The organism is Neisseria musculi, assembly GCF_014297595.2.
Classification (GTDB): domain Bacteria; phylum Pseudomonadota; class Gammaproteobacteria; order Burkholderiales; family Neisseriaceae; genus Neisseria; species Neisseria musculi.
Map to the genome: position 1 here is coordinate 983,153 of NZ_CP060414.2, position 15,084 is coordinate 998,236.

A 15,084-nucleotide genomic window follows, 5' to 3' on the forward strand; every position below is an offset into this window, starting at 1 on the left:
CTGATAGGGGCAGCAGAACGGGTTCTATGTTGTTTGCGGCCTGCTGTTTCTCACATAAAATAACTTAACCATACAGACGCTGCTTTTATCAGCGTGTTGCATAAATCATTCGGCTATTTTTCACATTTTCGGTTGAAAGCTGTTAGCGGCAGATGAAAATTTTAAGGCCGCATACTTATAACGCAGTTTTCCAATTCAGTCCGCCTTGGGAAGACACTTGGGCAGTTTCGCCGGTGGCGAGGTTGATGGAGGTGAGCTGGCCGCCCCACAGGGCGCCGGTGTCGAGTGCGATTACGCGGTGGTTGTTGATGTAGCCGAGTGCCGACCAATGGCCGAACACAACAGTATGGCTCAGATGGCGGCGGTCGGCGGCTTGAAACCAGGGAATTAGGTTTTCCGGCATTTCATCGGGACAGCTTTTGAATTCGTAGTCGAGTTTGTGTTTGTTGCGGGTAATGGCGCGCATTCTGGTGAATACGTTGGTGATCATACGCAGGCGGTCATAGCCTTCGAGTGTGTTTTTCCAGCGGTGCGGCCGGTTGCCGTACATATTGGCAAAGTAGTTGCGCGCCTTGCTTCTTTGCAGTTCGCTTTCCACTTCGCGGGCAAGCCCGGCAGCTTTTTCGATATCCCATTTCGGCAGTAGGCCGGCGTGCACCAAAACGTGGGTGGCGTTTTGCACCAGCAGGGGTTGGGCCTGCAGCCAGCCGAGCATTTTTTTACTGTCGGGGTGGTTGAGAATAGGGCTGATGGTGTCGCCGCGTTTGAGTTTGCCGAAACCGTATGACACGGCCAAAAGATGTAGATCGTGATTGCCGAGCACGGTCTGTATGCTGCTTTCGTGTTTGATGGCAAATTGCAGGGCTTCGAGTGATTTGGGGCCGCGGTTGACAATGTCGCCGGTGAGCCAGAGGGTGTCGGTTCCGTGGTTGAAGCCGATGGTGGCAAGCAGGGTGGTGAATTCATCGTAACAACCCTGGATATCGCCGATTGCGTAGTGTGCCATTGTGTGGATCCGTTTTGTTTTTGAACCGCAGGCCGTCTGAAACGTTCAGACGGCCTTATGTTGTACAACAACCTTAATTTAACAGTTCAGGCGGGCGGCAAAAAAGAAAGGAAAACGGGTGAAGCCGCTTCAGGTAACGCGGAACCATTCTATTTTTGCGTCAAAGATTTGCAAACCGCTGTCTTTAGGCTGAAGCGGGCAGCCCGTATGGTTTTGTGTTGCACTATATCTGTTAATCAATAGTCGTTTAACACCAGCACAGCTTCGGCTTCCACCTGCACGCCTTTGGGCAAAGCCGCTACGCCGATGGCAGCGCGGGCGGGATAAGGCTGGTTGAAGTATTCGGCCATAACTTCGTTAAATACAGAAAAATGTTTTAAATCAGTGAGATAGGCATTTATTTTTACAATATCGTCAAGCGTTCCGCCGGCTGCCTGCGCCACGGCTTGCAGGTTTTTAAACACTTGATGCGCTTCGGCACGGAAATCGCCGTTGCCGACTACTGTCATGGTGGCGGGGTCGAGCGGAATCTGGCCGCTCATGTAAACAGTATCGCCTGCGCGCACAGCTTGGCTGTATGCGCCGATGGCAGCAGGGGCGTTGTCGGTGTGGATGATGGCTTTCATAATGGTTGCCTTTGTGATGGAAACGGATTTCGGATTATCTGATAAATCTGCCTGTTTTTCCAGCCGCCCGTCCAGACGGCCTGTAGCGTTTCGGGGAGCTGTATGCTGTTTGCAGATATGCGGGCTGCCGCCTTGCGCTTACATTTCAGTCGGGCCATGCAGAAAATACAGTTGAAAGCCGGGGTTGCCCGGGCAAGGAGCGGAAGGATACAGTGCCGGCTGTGCTTTCCGGCGGCAAGGCCGGGCGGCTTAAGGCAGCGCGGTTTCATTCGGTATTGCCCAAACTGTTGGCTTCTTACGGTGTTTTTCAGACGGCCTCAAGCTGAACGAAACAACCGGTTTCTGTATTTCTGGCGACATTTAAAATGTTTCATCATGCCGCAGGTAGCGCCATTTGCCCGGCGGCAGCCGCCCCAGCTTCACTCTGCCCATGCGGATGCGCTTGAGGCCGGTTACGCGCAGGCCGACCAGCTCGCACATACGGCGGATTTGGCGTTTTTTGCCTTGTTTTAAAATAAAGCGCAACTGATCTTCGTTTTGCCATTCCACTTTGGCGGGCTTGAGTTTTTCGCCGTCCAGGCTCAAGCCGTGGTTGAGCAGTTTTAAGCCCTCTTCGCTCAAAGTGCCGCGTATGCGCACAAGATACTCTTTTTCGCTGTTGTTGTTTTCGCCGATAAGCTGTTTGGCGATACGGCCGTCTTGCGTGAGCACCAACAGGCCGGTTGAATCGATGTCCAAACGGCCGGCGGGCGCGAGGCCGAATTTGTGTTTTTCATCAAACTGAATACGGCTGTTGTCGCCTTCCCAACGGTTTTCGGGGGTGATCAGCCCGGCGGCGGAAGGATAACCTTTTTCGGCCTGCGCACTCACCCAGCCCATAGGCTTGTTAAGCAGTATCGTTACCCGCTGCGCCTGTTTTTCGTGCGCCTGCCGGTTGAGATCGATGCGGTCGGCCGAGGTAACTTTTTGACCGATCACCGCAGTTTGACCGTTCACCTTCACCCAGCCCTGCCCGATATAGCTGTCGGCTTCACGTCGCGAGCAAAGGCCGAGTTCGGCCATACGTTTGGAAAGGCGTAGTGTTTTTTGCAGGGAATGGGGCATTTCAGACGGCCTGTTCGATAAAAAGTTATTCTATTGTTGTTTAAAATAAAAATGAAACAAAGCGGCAGCGACCGGCAAAGGCGGGCAACACTGCGTCATTTTGATGTTAAGTAACGGTATTATAGCCGAGAAGCCGCTGCCGTTTTGGTTTTCAGACGGCCTTTTCCTTTTGCATCGCGTTATCGGCTATAATTAACAACCCTTTAAAAACAGATAATACGGAAGGAAGCGTTATGTCCCGTTTTTACCCGCATCCGATTATTGCCCGCGAAGGCTGGCCGTTTATCGGCAGCGGTTTGATTGCCAGCATTTTCATCACATTGTGTGCCGGTTGGTGGTCGCTGCCCTTCTGGCTGTTTACCGTGTTTGCATTGCAGTTTTTCCGCGATCCCGCGCGCTCGGCACCGCAAGATGCCGATGCGGTATTAAGCCCGGCAGACGGCCGCATCGTAGTGGTGGAACGCACCACCGATCCCTACCGCCGGGTACCATCGCTGAAAATCAGCGTGTTTATGAACGTATTTAACGTACACTCGCAACGCTCACCCATCGATGGCACGGTAACAGCGGTGGAATACACCCCGGGCAAGTTTGTGAACGCAGCCTTAGACAAGGCCTCCGCCGAAAACGAGCGCAACGCCGTTTTGGCCACCACCCGCAGTGGCCGCGAAGTAACCTTCGTGCAGATAGCGGGCTTGGTAGCACGGCGGATTCTGTGTTACACGCAAGCGGGCGCAACCCTGCGCCGCGGCGAGCGTTACGGCTTTATCCGCTTCGGCTCGCGCCTTGATGTTTATCTGCCGGCCGATGCGCAGGCACTGGTAGCGATAGGCGACAAAGTCAGCGCCACGGAAACCATCTTGGCGCGTCTGCCGCCGGCCACTCCCGAAGCAACCACCGAAGCAACACCCATCGCCGAAGCGGTTACCGCCGACACAGCCGATATTGCTCCCGGACACGAAAAAACCGCCTCAACAGAAACCCTGCCCTGCACCGAGGTAGCGCAAACCGACATCGAAGCCTCTGCCGAAAAAGCACGCCGGGCAGTTGAAAAAGAGTTCCACGGCTAAAGCGCGAAACCGCCGGATTGAAATTGAAACGGTAAAAACAAACAGTTATGGCGTTTCCGCCCGTGGTCGCGATGATTTTCAGACGGCTGCGGGCTTGGTTGTATGTAGGGCTTCGTCAGTAGCCGGCTTTGGGTTCCCGCGCCGGAGCGGCAAGCCGTTTGCCCAAGTGTTCAATGGTTGCTTTAAACACCCCCACCGGCGCGGGCGTTTTGGCGTTAACCGCCATCGTTTGGCAACGTTGAAAGGCTTCAAATCCAGTTTGAAACTCCCTGTCCAAAGGGCCGGCTACCGTTCGGCCGATGTTGGCACGCGGGTTATTGCAGCGTGCTGTCATGGCAGCCGATAGCTGCAGCGGCAAGGCCGTCTGAAACGGTTTCAGACGGCCTGTATCGGGCGTTTGGGTGGGGTTGTCTTTATGGTATTGAGCGGAGGCCTTTTTCAACGCAGTCCTGCACATTTCCGTGCCGGTTTCTTTGAGCGGCGTGGCTTGGCTGGCATGGCAGCTATAGCTGCTTTTTCCTGATAGCCTTTATACATTTTATAACCCATAAAACCAACCAAGTAAAATATCATAGCCAAGAGAACGAGTATAGCGGTAATGACATAATACCAGCGGCTTTTAATGTGTTTATATCTAGTGTGTACTTCAAAATTTATAGTAATTGGGTACTTCCTGTCTGATTTTATGGCTGGACAATAAAGCATTTCGGCTTTGCGCCGTTGGATTAGTTGCGGCTTCGTTCCATTCCACGCGGGTTAAGCCGCCCATTTTGTTTGCGGCGATATAGATAGGTTTGTTAACGACTTCACAACCATAGTATTGCACCGCTCCCGCAAAAAACTTGGACAAGTTAAGTATATGTTTCAAAAATACTTTTCAAGCTGAGTTCTACAACCGACAGGACTAGGCTTTTTTAAGTTTAGACTAATCCACTCATCATTATGGTAATGTATGTAATCATCTATACAGCTGCCGACTACGCCACCGTCAACGCACCCTCCCCATAGAAGTTTTGTGTTTTCAATGTACTTAAAGAAATGATCCGACCAGAATGCAACAGCGGGATTTTACCTTTCAGACGGACAAATGACTGGACCGGCATTTGCTCTACCCATCTTAGCGCTTTAGCTTACGGCTTAAAGAATACTCCAGCCTCAAGGTCTTTATAGCAGGCATAAACTTCGGCAACGGCAGCTTTATCCTGCGCATCAGGGTCAGGGATAATAAAAGCTGTTTTGGACAGGATGGCGCTGTGCAATAGATAGTTTGGTGGGCATTACCCTCTACATTTGGACGGTTTGGCGGCGTTCTTTTGCTTTTCTCTAGGAGCTTTCATGTGCTTTAGGCAGTTTGTTTTTCGCCCCTACAACACACTGTTGTTCCTCACAGGTTTTTCGTAGTCAGGGTTAGCGGCAAAATAAGGGGGCATTTGGCTTTCATAGAGAGACAGCCTGCAGATTTTTTGAAGTGGGGCTAGAGGGCCACTATCCAACGGTACGGGTGTGTGCGTGAGATGTTGAGTGCGTGAGATGTTGAAGCACCATGCGGCACTCTGTTGGCTGCGCACCGGGTAACAGGGGTATATTGGGATATAGAAAAACTGCACCTTAATGGGTTGGAGGATATCCAACTTTTGGGGCGCAGTTCAGGGCATTCAAACGGCCTTATACAGCATGGATTAAATGCTCCTTTATTCAACAGCCGCTACTACAGCAACATTGATAGTTGCAAGAACATCGGTATGCAAAGCTACTTCAACTTCGTATTCTCCAACAGCTTTCAGTGGGCCATTGGGCAGACGTACACTGGATTTGACAGCATCAATGCCTGAAGCAATGATCGCGGCAGCGATGTCGGCATTGGTAACAGAACCGAATAAGCGGCCATCAACACCCGCTTTTTGTGCGATAGTAAGAGTTTGACCATCGAGTTTTTCCTGACGGGCTTTGGCATCGGCTAGAATTTCAGCTTGTTTAACCTCCAGCTCAGCACGACGTGTTTCAAATTCTTTCATATTGGCTTCGGTGGCACGTTTGGCTTTACCCGAAGGAATCAGGAAATTGCGGGCATAACCGTTTTTCACGGTTACAACATCTCCCAGATTACCCAACCCACCGATTTTTTCTAACAGAATAATTTGCATGGTATGAGTCTCCGTTAATTATTTATGTTGGTCGGTATAAGGCAGCAGAGCCAAAAAGCGGGCACGTTTTACTGCGGTAGATAATTGCCGCTGATAATGCGCTTTGGTTCCTGTAATGCGTGCCGGAATAATTTTGCCATTTTCAGAAATAAAGTCTTTGAGCAAATCCACTTGTTTGTAATCGACTTCTTGGATTCTTTCAGCCGTAAAGCGGCAGAATTTTCTACGTTTGAATGATTGACGAGCCATGTGTTTAACCTTTATATTCTTTAATATTTTGTATCCTCAGCACCGGCTTGCTGTAACAACGGCTTTTTTGAGTCAAAAAGCCGCTTACTTCTACTGCGGTTTGTTCGCGGTGCTGCCAATTAAGTGCATCCTTGCCGATAATTCTAGCAGGCATTTCGAGCTTAACCAAACATTGCTGCCCGTTTTCCCACTGCCAAGATTCGTGTACCAACATAATGTCTAAAATAGGAATACCAGCAGGGGTATATCTCAGCTCTCTGCATTCGGCAATTTGTGCAGCAAGGGTGAAAAGATTATCCAATCTTTAAATTCAAATTACGCTTCGGCAGTTTTTTCTTTGGCTGCATTGCCGCCATCTAGCAGATTTTTAGACTTTTCGTCTTTCAGCATCGGAGAAGCTTCGGTTACGGCGTGTTTGGTCTTGATGGTCAGGTGGCGTAGAACGGCATCGTTGAAGCGGAAAGCAGTTTCCAGTTCATCAACCACTTCAGGTAAAGTTTCGATGTTCATCAAAACATAGTGAGCTTTGTGGATTTTATTGATCGGATAGGCCAGTTGGCGGCGCCCCCAATCCTCAAGCCTGTGGATCTTACCACCAGCTTCAGTAATCATGGTTTTATAGCGTTCAACCATTCCTGGCACCTGTTCACTTTGATCAGGATGAACGATAAACACAACCTCATAATGACGCATGTTGCCTCCTTACGGTTTTAACAGCCTTCAGCCATGCGAAAAGCAAAAGGCAAGGTTAGAAATTTTGAAATTATATACCAGTCTGCAAAGATAAAGCAAGCCGCTAAAAAATTACAACAACATCTGCTACATTTTTCAAACGGCTTCCATGTTCACTCTACCCTAAACCGCTATTTCTATTTTATTTATAGAAGACCGTAAAATCATCCACATTAACATAGAATATAGACGTTTTCCTTGCTTCGGTAGGGACTGCTCTAACCAGCCACGCCTACGCGGCAAGTCCGTGGTAGCATGGAATCGCACTCAGTAATTTTGCGGCTTTGCATGAAGCGCAGAGGCTTGACCGCTTCATTGTGAACAGGGTCATGGCAACACTGATGGGCTTTGAGGCTTACTTAACAAACCATCTGAAGCGTTACTAACATAAAGGCCTTCTACCCAATCAACTCAGGTAGTGTAGGAATCCATGCTGCCGAAGCCGACCGTTCCTCTGCTGAAACAGCGACAAGCAAAACTATTGCTGTAGGACTGGCAAAAAGACCTGACCCTTTCACTAAAACTGCAGGTGTCCGATGTCTTTCAGACTGCCATAACGTTTACTCAGAAAACCTACCACCGTAACGTTTTAAAATGTAGGAAGCAATGATTTTAATGCCCTTGCCAAGCTGCGCTTACTGCGGATGCCACTAGTACCGAAATAGGATTTATTCAGCTCCAAGATGCCGCCTAAAAGTGTCTGCCCCCATGCTTACGAGCTAAGTGCTGATGCAATTTTAGGTGCAGGCTGTTGATACTTTTGACACTGATTCCAGTTGGTTTGGCCACACCCGAAGCAGCTAGATTTTAGCTAGGCATTAATCAAAAATATTTAGATTTGGATAAAATCCATCTTAATTGTCAACCACTATTTGTTTTTGGTTAAGTAAGGATTTTGCATTAATTTGTATTTTTAAAGTTCATATTTCTAATAGGTAAATATGATTTAAAAACAGATGGAAGCAGCAGGTAAACATTATTGGGTTTTAAAGATGTATAATTTAGGCAAAGCCATTTTTTTTCAGACCGTCTTTATTTTAGATTGTCTGAAAAGATTTTACAGAGAATGAAGCGACTATGATCAAAAAACGCGTTTTAACCGGTGTAACCACTACTGGCATACCGCATTTGGGTAATTATGTCGGCGCTATCCGCCCCGCCATCCGTGCCTCGCAAAGCGAGCAAACCGAATCTTTCTTATTTTTGGCCGATTACCACGGCATCATCAAATGCCATGACCCGGTGGCAATTCACGAATCCACCCGGGCTATTGCCGCCACTTGGCTCGCCTGCGGCTTAAACCCGGAGCGCACCACGTTTTACCGCCAAAGTGATATTCCCGAAATTATGGAATTAAATTGGATACTCACCTGCATCACAGCCAAAGGGTTGATGAACCGCGCTCATGCTTATAAGGCTGCTTTGCAGGAAAATTTGGAGAAAGGGTTGGAAGATCAAGACCACCAAATCGAGATGGGGCTATACAGTTACCCGATTCTGATGAGCGCAGATATTCTGATGTTCCGGGCCAACGAAGTGCCGGTGGGACGAGACCAAATCCAACATGTTGAAATGGCGCGCGATATAGCGGGCCGCTTCAATCACCGTTTTCAAGAAGTGTTCACCCTGCCGGAAGCGAAAATAGATGAAAACGTGGAGCTCTTGGTGGGTTTGGACGGGCGCAAAATGAGCAAAAGTTACGGTAACACCATTGCGCTGTGGGAGAACGATAAAAAAATCCAGAAATCGGTGAATAAAATCCTTACCAACCTTAAAGAGCCGGGCGAACCGAAACAGCCGTCTGAAAGCCCGTTATTTGAGATTTACAAAGCCTTTGCCACACCTGAAGAAACTGCGGAGTTCATCCATATGTTGGCTGAAGGCTTGGCTTGGGGGGAGGCGAAAAAACTGCTGACAGAGAAAATCAATGCCGAACTGGCCGAACCGCGCGAACGCTATGCTGAGCTTACTACCGATCCCGCGCAGATTGAGGCCGTTTTGCAGGAAGGAGCGGCCAAAGCCCGCCGAGAAGCCCGAGTGCTGCTCGACAAAGTGCGCGATGCAGTGGGGATACGTGCACTAAAGTAGGTATGTAAGGTTTAAGACTGAAAATTTGAGATTGATTCTAAATATTACCCCAAAGACTCGGGTTTTTAGTTGTTGTTTTGGTGTTCTAAAGTTAAAGCAAAATCCATACTCTTCAAAAATAAAGGAAAAAATTTCTGATTGACTCCATTCTATTTACATAAAACACGTTTTATCTGACTCCAAAAGTTTTCAATGCTGTCAATATGACTTTGTTGGTTGGAAAAATTGTTTGCTATGATTAATTCTATGATAATAAGCTTTGCTGATATTCGACACATCGCAGCTACTCAAATTATCTGTATACTACACTATCTGTATACTACACTATCTGTATACTACACTATCTGTATACTACACTATCTGTATACTACACTGTCAGGCATAATTTTCCCCGTAACCATAGGATTGGTGCTATTCACTATGACCGTATAAACCTTACCTCAATATTTAGGAATACCGAAAGCCACTACTTTACCTGCCGTGCTCCTATCACCTCTTCCTTTTAAACGACAGTGTTTCGAAAAACATCGCCGCTTTGTGAGGTAGCAGCACGATTTGGGCTTCGGACTTGCGCCAACTGGAAGCAGTTTTGACCAAAAACTTGTTTCGTGTCACACCTCATCAATTGATAGCTACTTGATTAAATCGGTATGGCGCATAAAAAACATCATGAATTTTTTTCAAAAAATTACGATAAAATTATGATATAAGTTAAAATTGACGAAACATATGCCGCCTTCGGGTAAAACTGTTTGATTGTTGCTGCCGCCATTGGCAAGAAGGCTCCCATCTTTTAAGGCAAACCGCATCAGCATAGATTACGGTTCTACTACCGTTAATCAGGGGGAGAGTTCGTTACCCTAGGGCTGCGGTTAATCACCGCGTTTTGTGCTCAAGATTATGGTGGTTGGTGGTTGATGCCTACGCTACCAAACACATACCGGGCTTGAAATTGGATTGTTTGAGGGCTTTATTCAGCACAAGTTAAAATATGGCGGCTGCTCGGTAAAGAGAACTCTAATAGACGGCAAAACAGGCTGTTTCGTTTTGAGGCATCGATAATTGCCCCAACGGCTTCGGTAATACGTTTCAAACACACATCCGCCACAGGCTGAATTGGTTGTTCAACCAGCTGCAGTTGTTCCTGATGAATGTATACTGCCTAGTACCTGCCGGTATGGCCGCCGTTGCAGGCAAAGCAAATGGCAGCATGAACGGACTCAGGGCGAAAGATAATAAAACAGATATATTCGGCAATCTGATATTTTAACAAAGGTGCATTATGATGATTTACCGCCTATGCAGGCGGCAAGCCGGCGATAAATGATTACGGCCGTCTGAAACAACGGGAATTTTTTCAGACGGCCTTTTGCATTGAAAGCAATAGCCAAGAACGCTGCTTACCGGGGGGCCTGAAAAGCAGCCGTCAAAGCGGCTGCCGGTGTTTACCGTTTACCGTTTCCCGCAACAGATCAATAGAATGGAACAAGGTGTTGATACGCTGCCAATTCCGCGCTGCCCAAACAGCTTATTTCAGCTTAGGCAAACACTCAGATTCCCTACATCACCACTCTTTGCAAGCTGTTAAAACCATATGGTGTTGAAAGCTTTTCAAGCCGTCTGAACATGCCCTGCTTCGGGTTTTCAGACGGCCTGCATTTTAAATCAATAGGTTGGTTTTGATTTTTATTATAATAAATCAGTATTTTACCCCTTTATGCAGAGCAACGACACCTGCGGTCATGTTGTGGTAATCCACCGTATCGAAACCCGCGTCAAGCATCATTTGTTTGAGCGTTTCCTGATCGGGGTGCATCCTGATGGACTCTGCCAAATATTGGTAGCTGTCGGCATCTTTGGCAATCATTTTGCCCATCAGCGGCAGCAGTTTGAATGAATATAAGTCGTAGGCCGGCTCCAATGGCTTGAATACTTTTGAAAATTCTAAAACCAGCAGGGTGCCGCCAGGCTTTAATACACGATACATTTCTTTTAAAGCCGCATCTTTACGGGTCATATTGCGCAAGCCGAAAGCCACAGACACCAAATTGAAATAATTGTCGGGAAACGGCAGTTTTTCAGCATCGGCCAGCGATACAGGCAGAATCAGGCCTTCGTTGAGCAGGCGGTCGCGGCCTACCGAAAGCATGGAAGAATTGATGTCGGTGAGCCATACTTCGCCCTCTTTGCCCACCCGCTTTGCCCAGCCCCGCGATAAATCGCCCGTGCCGCCGGCGATGTCGAGCACTTTGCCGCCTTTGCTGAGAGGAGCGGTGTTGATGGTGAAATGTTTCCACACGCGGTGCAGGCCGCCGGACATAACATCGTTCATAATGTCGTAGTTTTTGGCTACCGAATGAAACACCTCGGCTACTTTGCCGGCTTTTTCGCTTTCGTTTACGGTTTGGTAGCCGAAATGGGTTTTGTTGTCGCTCATTATGGATTCCTGTTTAGTGTTTGCCGCAACCGCCGCTGCCGCATCCGTGTTTCAGGGCGGGTGCGGCTCTACCTGCGGCGGCAGGTGTGCGCGATGCGCCGGCCGCTTCGATAAGGCGCAGATAGTCGGCCCACATTGTATCGTATTCGTGCGCCAATTTATATAAATAATCCCAGTCGTAAAGCCCGCTGTCGTGGCCGTCTGAAAATGTGATTCTCAGGGCGTAGTGCCCCACCGGCTCTAGGGCGGAAATGGTTACGCCGGCTTTGCCTGTCTGCAGGGCTGCTTGGCCGGGGCTGTGACCGCGCACTTCGGCACTGGGCGAATAAACGCGCAGAAATTCGGCAGGCAGGCTTTTGCTGCTATCCCGGTAAACCAAGGTAAGCGCAGCACGGCTGCCGTGCAGGCGGATTTCTTCGGGAGCTTCGTATTTCATATTGGGTTTTGTATGGAAAAACGCTATTTTAGCAGTAAAATATAGCGGTTTAGTTACCATGGAACAAGGCTGCGGAGCCGCAGGCAGCACAACTAATACGATAAGGAGCAATGCTGTATTATTGTAACGAAGCCGCTATAAAACCTTTTCAGACGGCCTTGAATAAGCACCGCCCTGCCCTTATTAACATTCTGCAAACCCTGCATTATCCCGCTTTTCTTTTAAATGGAAGAATAATGAAACGAATCATTGCTTTATCTGCAATTTCCACTTTGGCTCTGGCTGCCTGTAAAGACGATACACAAGCCCGATTGGAGCAGCAGCAGAAACAAATCGAAGCACTGCAACAACAGCTTGCCCAACAAAATGCGCAGCAAGACAACACTGTTTACGAGCTGACCGCCGATGCAGTAAAAGATACCATTCCCGCAGAATATCAGGCCAACGGCAACAACGGCGAGCCGGTAACGGGCACAGACGGCCAGCAATATATTTACGACCAATCGACCGGAAGCTGGCTGCTGCAAAGCCTGGTGGGGGCGGCTGCGGGCGCGTTTATCGGCAATGCCTTGGCCAATAAATTTCAAAAAGCCCAAGCCGACACCCCTGCAGTACGGCGCGCGCGGGCCGATTATTACCAGTCGGCACAAGCGCAGCAGCGCACCAGCCGGCAGTTGAACACCAAGTCGCTGCCCGCGCAAAACCAAGCCGCACAACAGAATTACCGCCAAACTACCCAAGCCCCTTCCAACACCCGCCGCCCCATGCGCAGAGGCGGTTTCCGCCGGCGTTGAAATGCAGGCCGTCTGAAATTTTTTCAGACGGCCTTATCTGTCCGCCGAATATAACGCTATATTTTATTTACAGATTCTGTTGATTAGCCCAATCGTTTTCAGACGGCCAAACCAAACCGGTTCCGTAGTATGGTTTCGGCCATCGACATAATCGTTTTCAAGCAAGGAAAACCCATGAGCAAGCACCACAAACTGATTATTTTAGGCTCCGGCCCCGCAGGCTACACCGCTGCCGTTTATGCCGCCCGCGCCAATCTGCAACCTGTGGTTATCACCGGTGTCGCCCAAGGCGGCCAACTGATGACCACAACCGAAGTCGATAACTGGCCGGCCGATGCAGGCGGCGTGCAGGGGCCCGAGCTGATGGCACGCTTCCAAGCCCACGCCGAACGTTTCGGCACCGAGTTGGTTTTCGACCAAATCCACACAGCCGATCTGCAAAACCGCCCCTTCACGCTGAAAGGCGATATGGGTGAATACACTTGCGATGCGCTGATTATCGCCACAGGTGCCTCGGCCAAATATCTCGGCCTGCCCTGCGAAGAAAAATTTGCCGGCAAGGGCGTGTCGGCTTGCGCCACCTGCGATGGTTTTTTCTATAAAAAACAAGATGTAGCGGTTATCGGCGGCGGCAACACCGCAGTAGAAGAAGCGCTGTATTTGGCCAATATCGCCAACACCGTTACCTTGATCCACCGCCGCGACACTTTCCGTGCCGAGAAAATCATGATCGACAAACTCATGCAACGGGTTGCAGAAGGCAAAATCATTTTGAAGCTGAATGCCGTACTCGAAGACATCACCGGCGATGATATGGGCGTGAACGGCGCACGTTTGAAATATCATGACGGCAGCAGTGAAGAAATTGCCGTGCAGGGCGTGTTTATCGCCATCGGCCACAAGCCCAACACCGATATTTTCAAAGGCCAGCTTGATATGGACGAAGCCGGCTATCTGAAAACCAAAGGCGGCAGCGGCGACAATGTCGGCCTCACCAATATCGAAGGCGTGTGGGCTGCCGGCGATGTGAAAGACCACACCTACCGCCAAGCCATCACCAGCGCTGCCTCGGGCTGCCAAGCCGCCTTGGATGCGGAACGCTGGCTCGACCGCCAGAACTAAACAGATTTGGAGGCCGTCTGAATAACAGACAGCACCTATATCTATAAAATATCTATAAAATCGGCGTTAAACAGCAAATTTTACATTTCGGGCTTTCGGGCCTTCCCTTGTTTTCCGGGTAACGGTTACTGCAACCCGGTCTATCGACAGAAGAAAGGATTTTCCATGATTAAACTACACACCAATTTCGGCACCATCGGTATCGAACTCGACCACGAAAAAGCCCCCGTTACCGCCGCCAATTTTGAGCAATATGTAAAAGACGGATTTTACGATGGTTTGATTTTCCACCGTGTTATCAAGGGCTTCATGATTCAAGGCGGGGGCATGGATGAAAACATGAACGAAAAGCCCGGCCGCGATCCGATTCAAAACGAAGCCCAAAACGGCCTGAAAAACGACAAATACACCCTCGCCATGGCACGCACCCAAGCTCCCCACTCCGCCTCTTCGCAGTTTTTTATCAACACGAAAGACAACGGTTTTCTCAACCACACCGAACCCAGCCTGCACGGTTGGGGCTATGCCGTCTTCGGCAAAGTAGTTGAAGGCCGGGAGGTTGTAGATGCCATTGAGGGCGTGGCCACCAAACGCCACGGCTATCACGATGATGTGCCGGTTGAGAGCGTTGTGATCACCAAAGCGGAAATCGTATAAACCGGTTGGCCGATGAATTATTTCCGGGGCCGTCTGAAATTTTTCAGACGGCCCCGGAAATTTTCATGCCTATATTCTTTTTGCTTGGTTTCTCAAAATTATCAAATTTTATGTATCCAATTAATTTACACTACAAAACGGCAAACCAAGCAATATAGATAACACAGCGAAATACCGCAAAGTGTAAACAATCCGAACTTTTCAACGCAAAAAGCAGACACAAGCCTGCTTTTCTTATACGGATTCTAGGGATTCCGAATGTTTACAGAGCGTCTTTCAAAGCTTTTCCTGCGCGGAATTTCGGAGTTTTGGCAGCAGCGATGGTCAGTGGCTCGCCGGTTTTCGGGTTACGGCCTTGACGTTCGGCACGTTCGCCAACGTAGAAAGTACCGAAACCCACTAAAGTTACGGTATCGCCTTTTTTCAGCGCACTGGTTACGGCATTGGTCATACCGTCCAAAGCTTTGGCGGCGGCGGCTTTGGAAATATCTGCCTCTTGGGCAATGGCTTCAATCAGTTCAGACTTGTTCACAATAAGTCCCTTTCTATCGTTTGAAATAATAAAAGCCCCGATAATCGGGCGTTTGGGGTACGGTTTCGTACGTCTGGCGACTTTATA

At 49.0% G+C, this 15,084-nt stretch carries 17 protein-coding genes; 5 read left to right on the top strand and 12 right to left on the bottom strand.

The window, feature by feature from the left end:
• Positions 1-175 precede the first annotated feature (175 nt).
• From H7A79_RS05030 to H7A79_RS05040, 3 genes are all read right to left on the bottom strand, one after another.
• Entirely contained in the window at positions 176-1,006 is an 831-nt protein-coding gene (locus tag H7A79_RS05030; RefSeq protein ID WP_187001243.1) for a symmetrical bis(5'-nucleosyl)-tetraphosphatase, read from the bottom strand.
• A gap of 236 nt (positions 1,007-1,242) precedes the next feature.
• Complete coding sequence (locus H7A79_RS05035) at positions 1,243-1,635, bottom strand: RidA family protein (protein WP_187001628.1); 393 nt, start codon at positions 1,633-1,635, stop codon at positions 1,243-1,245.
• Positions 1,636-1,992: 357 nt separating this feature from the next.
• Positions 1,993-2,736, bottom strand: a complete 744-nt coding sequence (locus tag H7A79_RS05040; RefSeq protein ID WP_187001244.1) for a pseudouridine synthase — start codon at positions 2,734-2,736, stop codon at positions 1,993-1,995.
• A 233-nt stretch (positions 2,737-2,969) separates the two neighbouring features.
• On the opposite strand from H7A79_RS05040, the gene H7A79_RS05045 reads away from it, so the two are divergent.
• Positions 2,970-3,806 (top strand): phosphatidylserine decarboxylase, encoded by an 837-nt coding sequence (locus H7A79_RS05045; RefSeq protein ID WP_187001245.1) that lies wholly within the window; start codon positions 2,970-2,972, stop codon positions 3,804-3,806.
• 115 nt (positions 3,807-3,921) lie between these two features.
• Here the strand turns inward: H7A79_RS05045 and H7A79_RS05050 are convergent, their stop codons facing one another.
• The 6 genes from H7A79_RS05050 to rpsF form a co-directional block, all read right to left on the bottom strand.
• A complete protein-coding gene (locus tag H7A79_RS05050) occupies positions 3,922-4,248 on the bottom strand; it encodes a hypothetical protein (RefSeq protein ID WP_187001246.1) in 327 nt (108 codons plus the stop codon).
• Between the two features lie 204 nt (positions 4,249-4,452).
• Positions 4,453-4,575, bottom strand: a complete 123-nt coding sequence (locus H7A79_RS05055; RefSeq protein WP_281385003.1) for a hypothetical protein — start codon at positions 4,573-4,575, stop codon at positions 4,453-4,455.
• A gap of 922 nt (positions 4,576-5,497) precedes the next feature.
• The gene (rplI, locus tag H7A79_RS05065) at positions 5,498-5,950 is read right to left on the bottom strand and encodes a 50S ribosomal protein L9 (RefSeq protein WP_135033921.1); all 453 of its coding nucleotides are present in this window, start codon (positions 5,948-5,950) and stop codon (positions 5,498-5,500) included.
• Between the two features lie 18 nt (positions 5,951-5,968).
• Positions 5,969-6,199 carry a 30S ribosomal protein S18 gene (gene rpsR, locus H7A79_RS05070; protein WP_135033920.1) on the bottom strand — a complete coding sequence of 77 codons (231 nt, stop codon included), beginning with the start codon at positions 6,197-6,199 and terminating at the stop codon, positions 5,969-5,971.
• A gap of 4 nt (positions 6,200-6,203) precedes the next feature.
• Complete coding sequence (priB, locus tag H7A79_RS05075; RefSeq protein ID WP_187001247.1) at positions 6,204-6,500, bottom strand: primosomal replication protein N; 297 nt, start codon at positions 6,498-6,500, stop codon at positions 6,204-6,206.
• A 14-nt stretch (positions 6,501-6,514) separates the two neighbouring features.
• Complete coding sequence (rpsF, locus tag H7A79_RS05080) at positions 6,515-6,892, bottom strand: 30S ribosomal protein S6 (protein WP_135033918.1); 378 nt, start codon at positions 6,890-6,892, stop codon at positions 6,515-6,517.
• Between the two features lie 1,116 nt (positions 6,893-8,008).
• On the opposite strand from rpsF, the gene trpS reads away from it, so the two are divergent.
• On the top strand, positions 8,009-9,019 hold the full coding sequence (gene trpS / locus H7A79_RS05085; RefSeq protein WP_187001248.1) for a tryptophan--tRNA ligase: 1,011 nt from the start codon (positions 8,009-8,011) through the stop codon (positions 9,017-9,019).
• Positions 9,020-10,718: 1,699 nt separating this feature from the next.
• On the opposite strand, the gene ubiE is transcribed toward trpS, so the two are convergent.
• Entirely contained in the window at positions 10,719-11,456 is a 738-nt protein-coding gene (gene ubiE, locus H7A79_RS05090) for a bifunctional demethylmenaquinone methyltransferase/2-methoxy-6-polyprenyl-1,4-benzoquinol methylase UbiE (RefSeq protein WP_135033916.1), read from the bottom strand.
• Between the two features lie 13 nt (positions 11,457-11,469).
• Positions 11,470-11,892 carry a gamma-butyrobetaine hydroxylase family protein gene (locus H7A79_RS05095; protein ID WP_187001249.1) on the bottom strand — a complete coding sequence of 141 codons (423 nt, stop codon included), beginning with the start codon at positions 11,890-11,892 and terminating at the stop codon, positions 11,470-11,472.
• Positions 11,893-12,128: 236 nt separating this feature from the next.
• On the opposite strand from H7A79_RS05095, the gene H7A79_RS05100 reads away from it, so the two are divergent.
• The 3 genes from H7A79_RS05100 (at position 12,129) to H7A79_RS05110 (ending at position 14,465) form a co-directional block, all read left to right on the top strand.
• Positions 12,129-12,686, top strand: a complete 558-nt coding sequence (locus tag H7A79_RS05100) for a hypothetical protein (protein ID WP_135033914.1) — start codon at positions 12,129-12,131, stop codon at positions 12,684-12,686.
• Positions 12,687-12,860: 174 nt separating this feature from the next.
• Entirely contained in the window at positions 12,861-13,808 is a 948-nt protein-coding gene (trxB, locus tag H7A79_RS05105; RefSeq protein WP_187001250.1) for a thioredoxin-disulfide reductase, read from the top strand.
• A gap of 165 nt (positions 13,809-13,973) precedes the next feature.
• Complete coding sequence (locus H7A79_RS05110; RefSeq protein WP_135033912.1) at positions 13,974-14,465, top strand: peptidylprolyl isomerase; 492 nt, start codon at positions 13,974-13,976, stop codon at positions 14,463-14,465.
• A 262-nt stretch (positions 14,466-14,727) separates the two neighbouring features.
• Here H7A79_RS05110 and H7A79_RS05115 read toward each other — a convergent pair whose 3' ends face one another.
• Positions 14,728-14,997: an HU family DNA-binding protein gene (locus tag H7A79_RS05115; RefSeq protein WP_135033911.1), complete on the bottom strand. Its 270-nt coding sequence runs from the start codon at positions 14,995-14,997 to the stop codon at positions 14,728-14,730.
• Positions 14,998-15,084 lie beyond the last annotated feature (87 nt).

Excerpts from the sequence above, each read along its gene's own strand:
- H7A79_RS05095 (WP_187001249.1), bottom strand. The coding sequence starts at position 11,892 with ATGAAATACGAAGCTCCCGAAGAAATCCGCCTGCACGGCAGCCGTGCT.
- rpsR (WP_135033920.1), bottom strand. The coding sequence starts at position 6,199 with ATGGCTCGTCAATCATTCAAACGTAGAAAATTCTGCCGCTTTACGGCT.
- H7A79_RS05110 (WP_135033912.1), top strand. The coding sequence starts at position 13,974 with ATGATTAAACTACACACCAATTTCGGCACCATCGGTATCGAACTCGAC.
- ubiE (WP_135033916.1), bottom strand. The coding sequence starts at position 11,456 with ATGAGCGACAACAAAACCCATTTCGGCTACCAAACCGTAAACGAAAGC.
- H7A79_RS05045 (WP_187001245.1), top strand. The coding sequence starts at position 2,970 with ATGTCCCGTTTTTACCCGCATCCGATTATTGCCCGCGAAGGCTGGCCG.
- trpS (WP_187001248.1), top strand. The coding sequence starts at position 8,009 with ATGATCAAAAAACGCGTTTTAACCGGTGTAACCACTACTGGCATACCG.
- H7A79_RS05055 (WP_281385003.1), bottom strand. The coding sequence starts at position 4,575 with ATGGGCGGCTTAACCCGCGTGGAATGGAACGAAGCCGCAACTAATCCA.
- rplI (WP_135033921.1), bottom strand. The coding sequence starts at position 5,950 with ATGCAAATTATTCTGTTAGAAAAAATCGGTGGGTTGGGTAATCTGGGA.
- H7A79_RS05040 (WP_187001244.1), bottom strand. The coding sequence starts at position 2,736 with ATGCCCCATTCCCTGCAAAAAACACTACGCCTTTCCAAACGTATGGCC.
- H7A79_RS05100 (WP_135033914.1), top strand. The coding sequence starts at position 12,129 with ATGAAACGAATCATTGCTTTATCTGCAATTTCCACTTTGGCTCTGGCT.
- trxB (WP_187001250.1), top strand. The coding sequence starts at position 12,861 with ATGAGCAAGCACCACAAACTGATTATTTTAGGCTCCGGCCCCGCAGGC.
- H7A79_RS05030 (WP_187001243.1), bottom strand. The coding sequence starts at position 1,006 with ATGGCACACTACGCAATCGGCGATATCCAGGGTTGTTACGATGAATTC.
- rpsF (WP_135033918.1), bottom strand. The coding sequence starts at position 6,892 with ATGCGTCATTATGAGGTTGTGTTTATCGTTCATCCTGATCAAAGTGAA.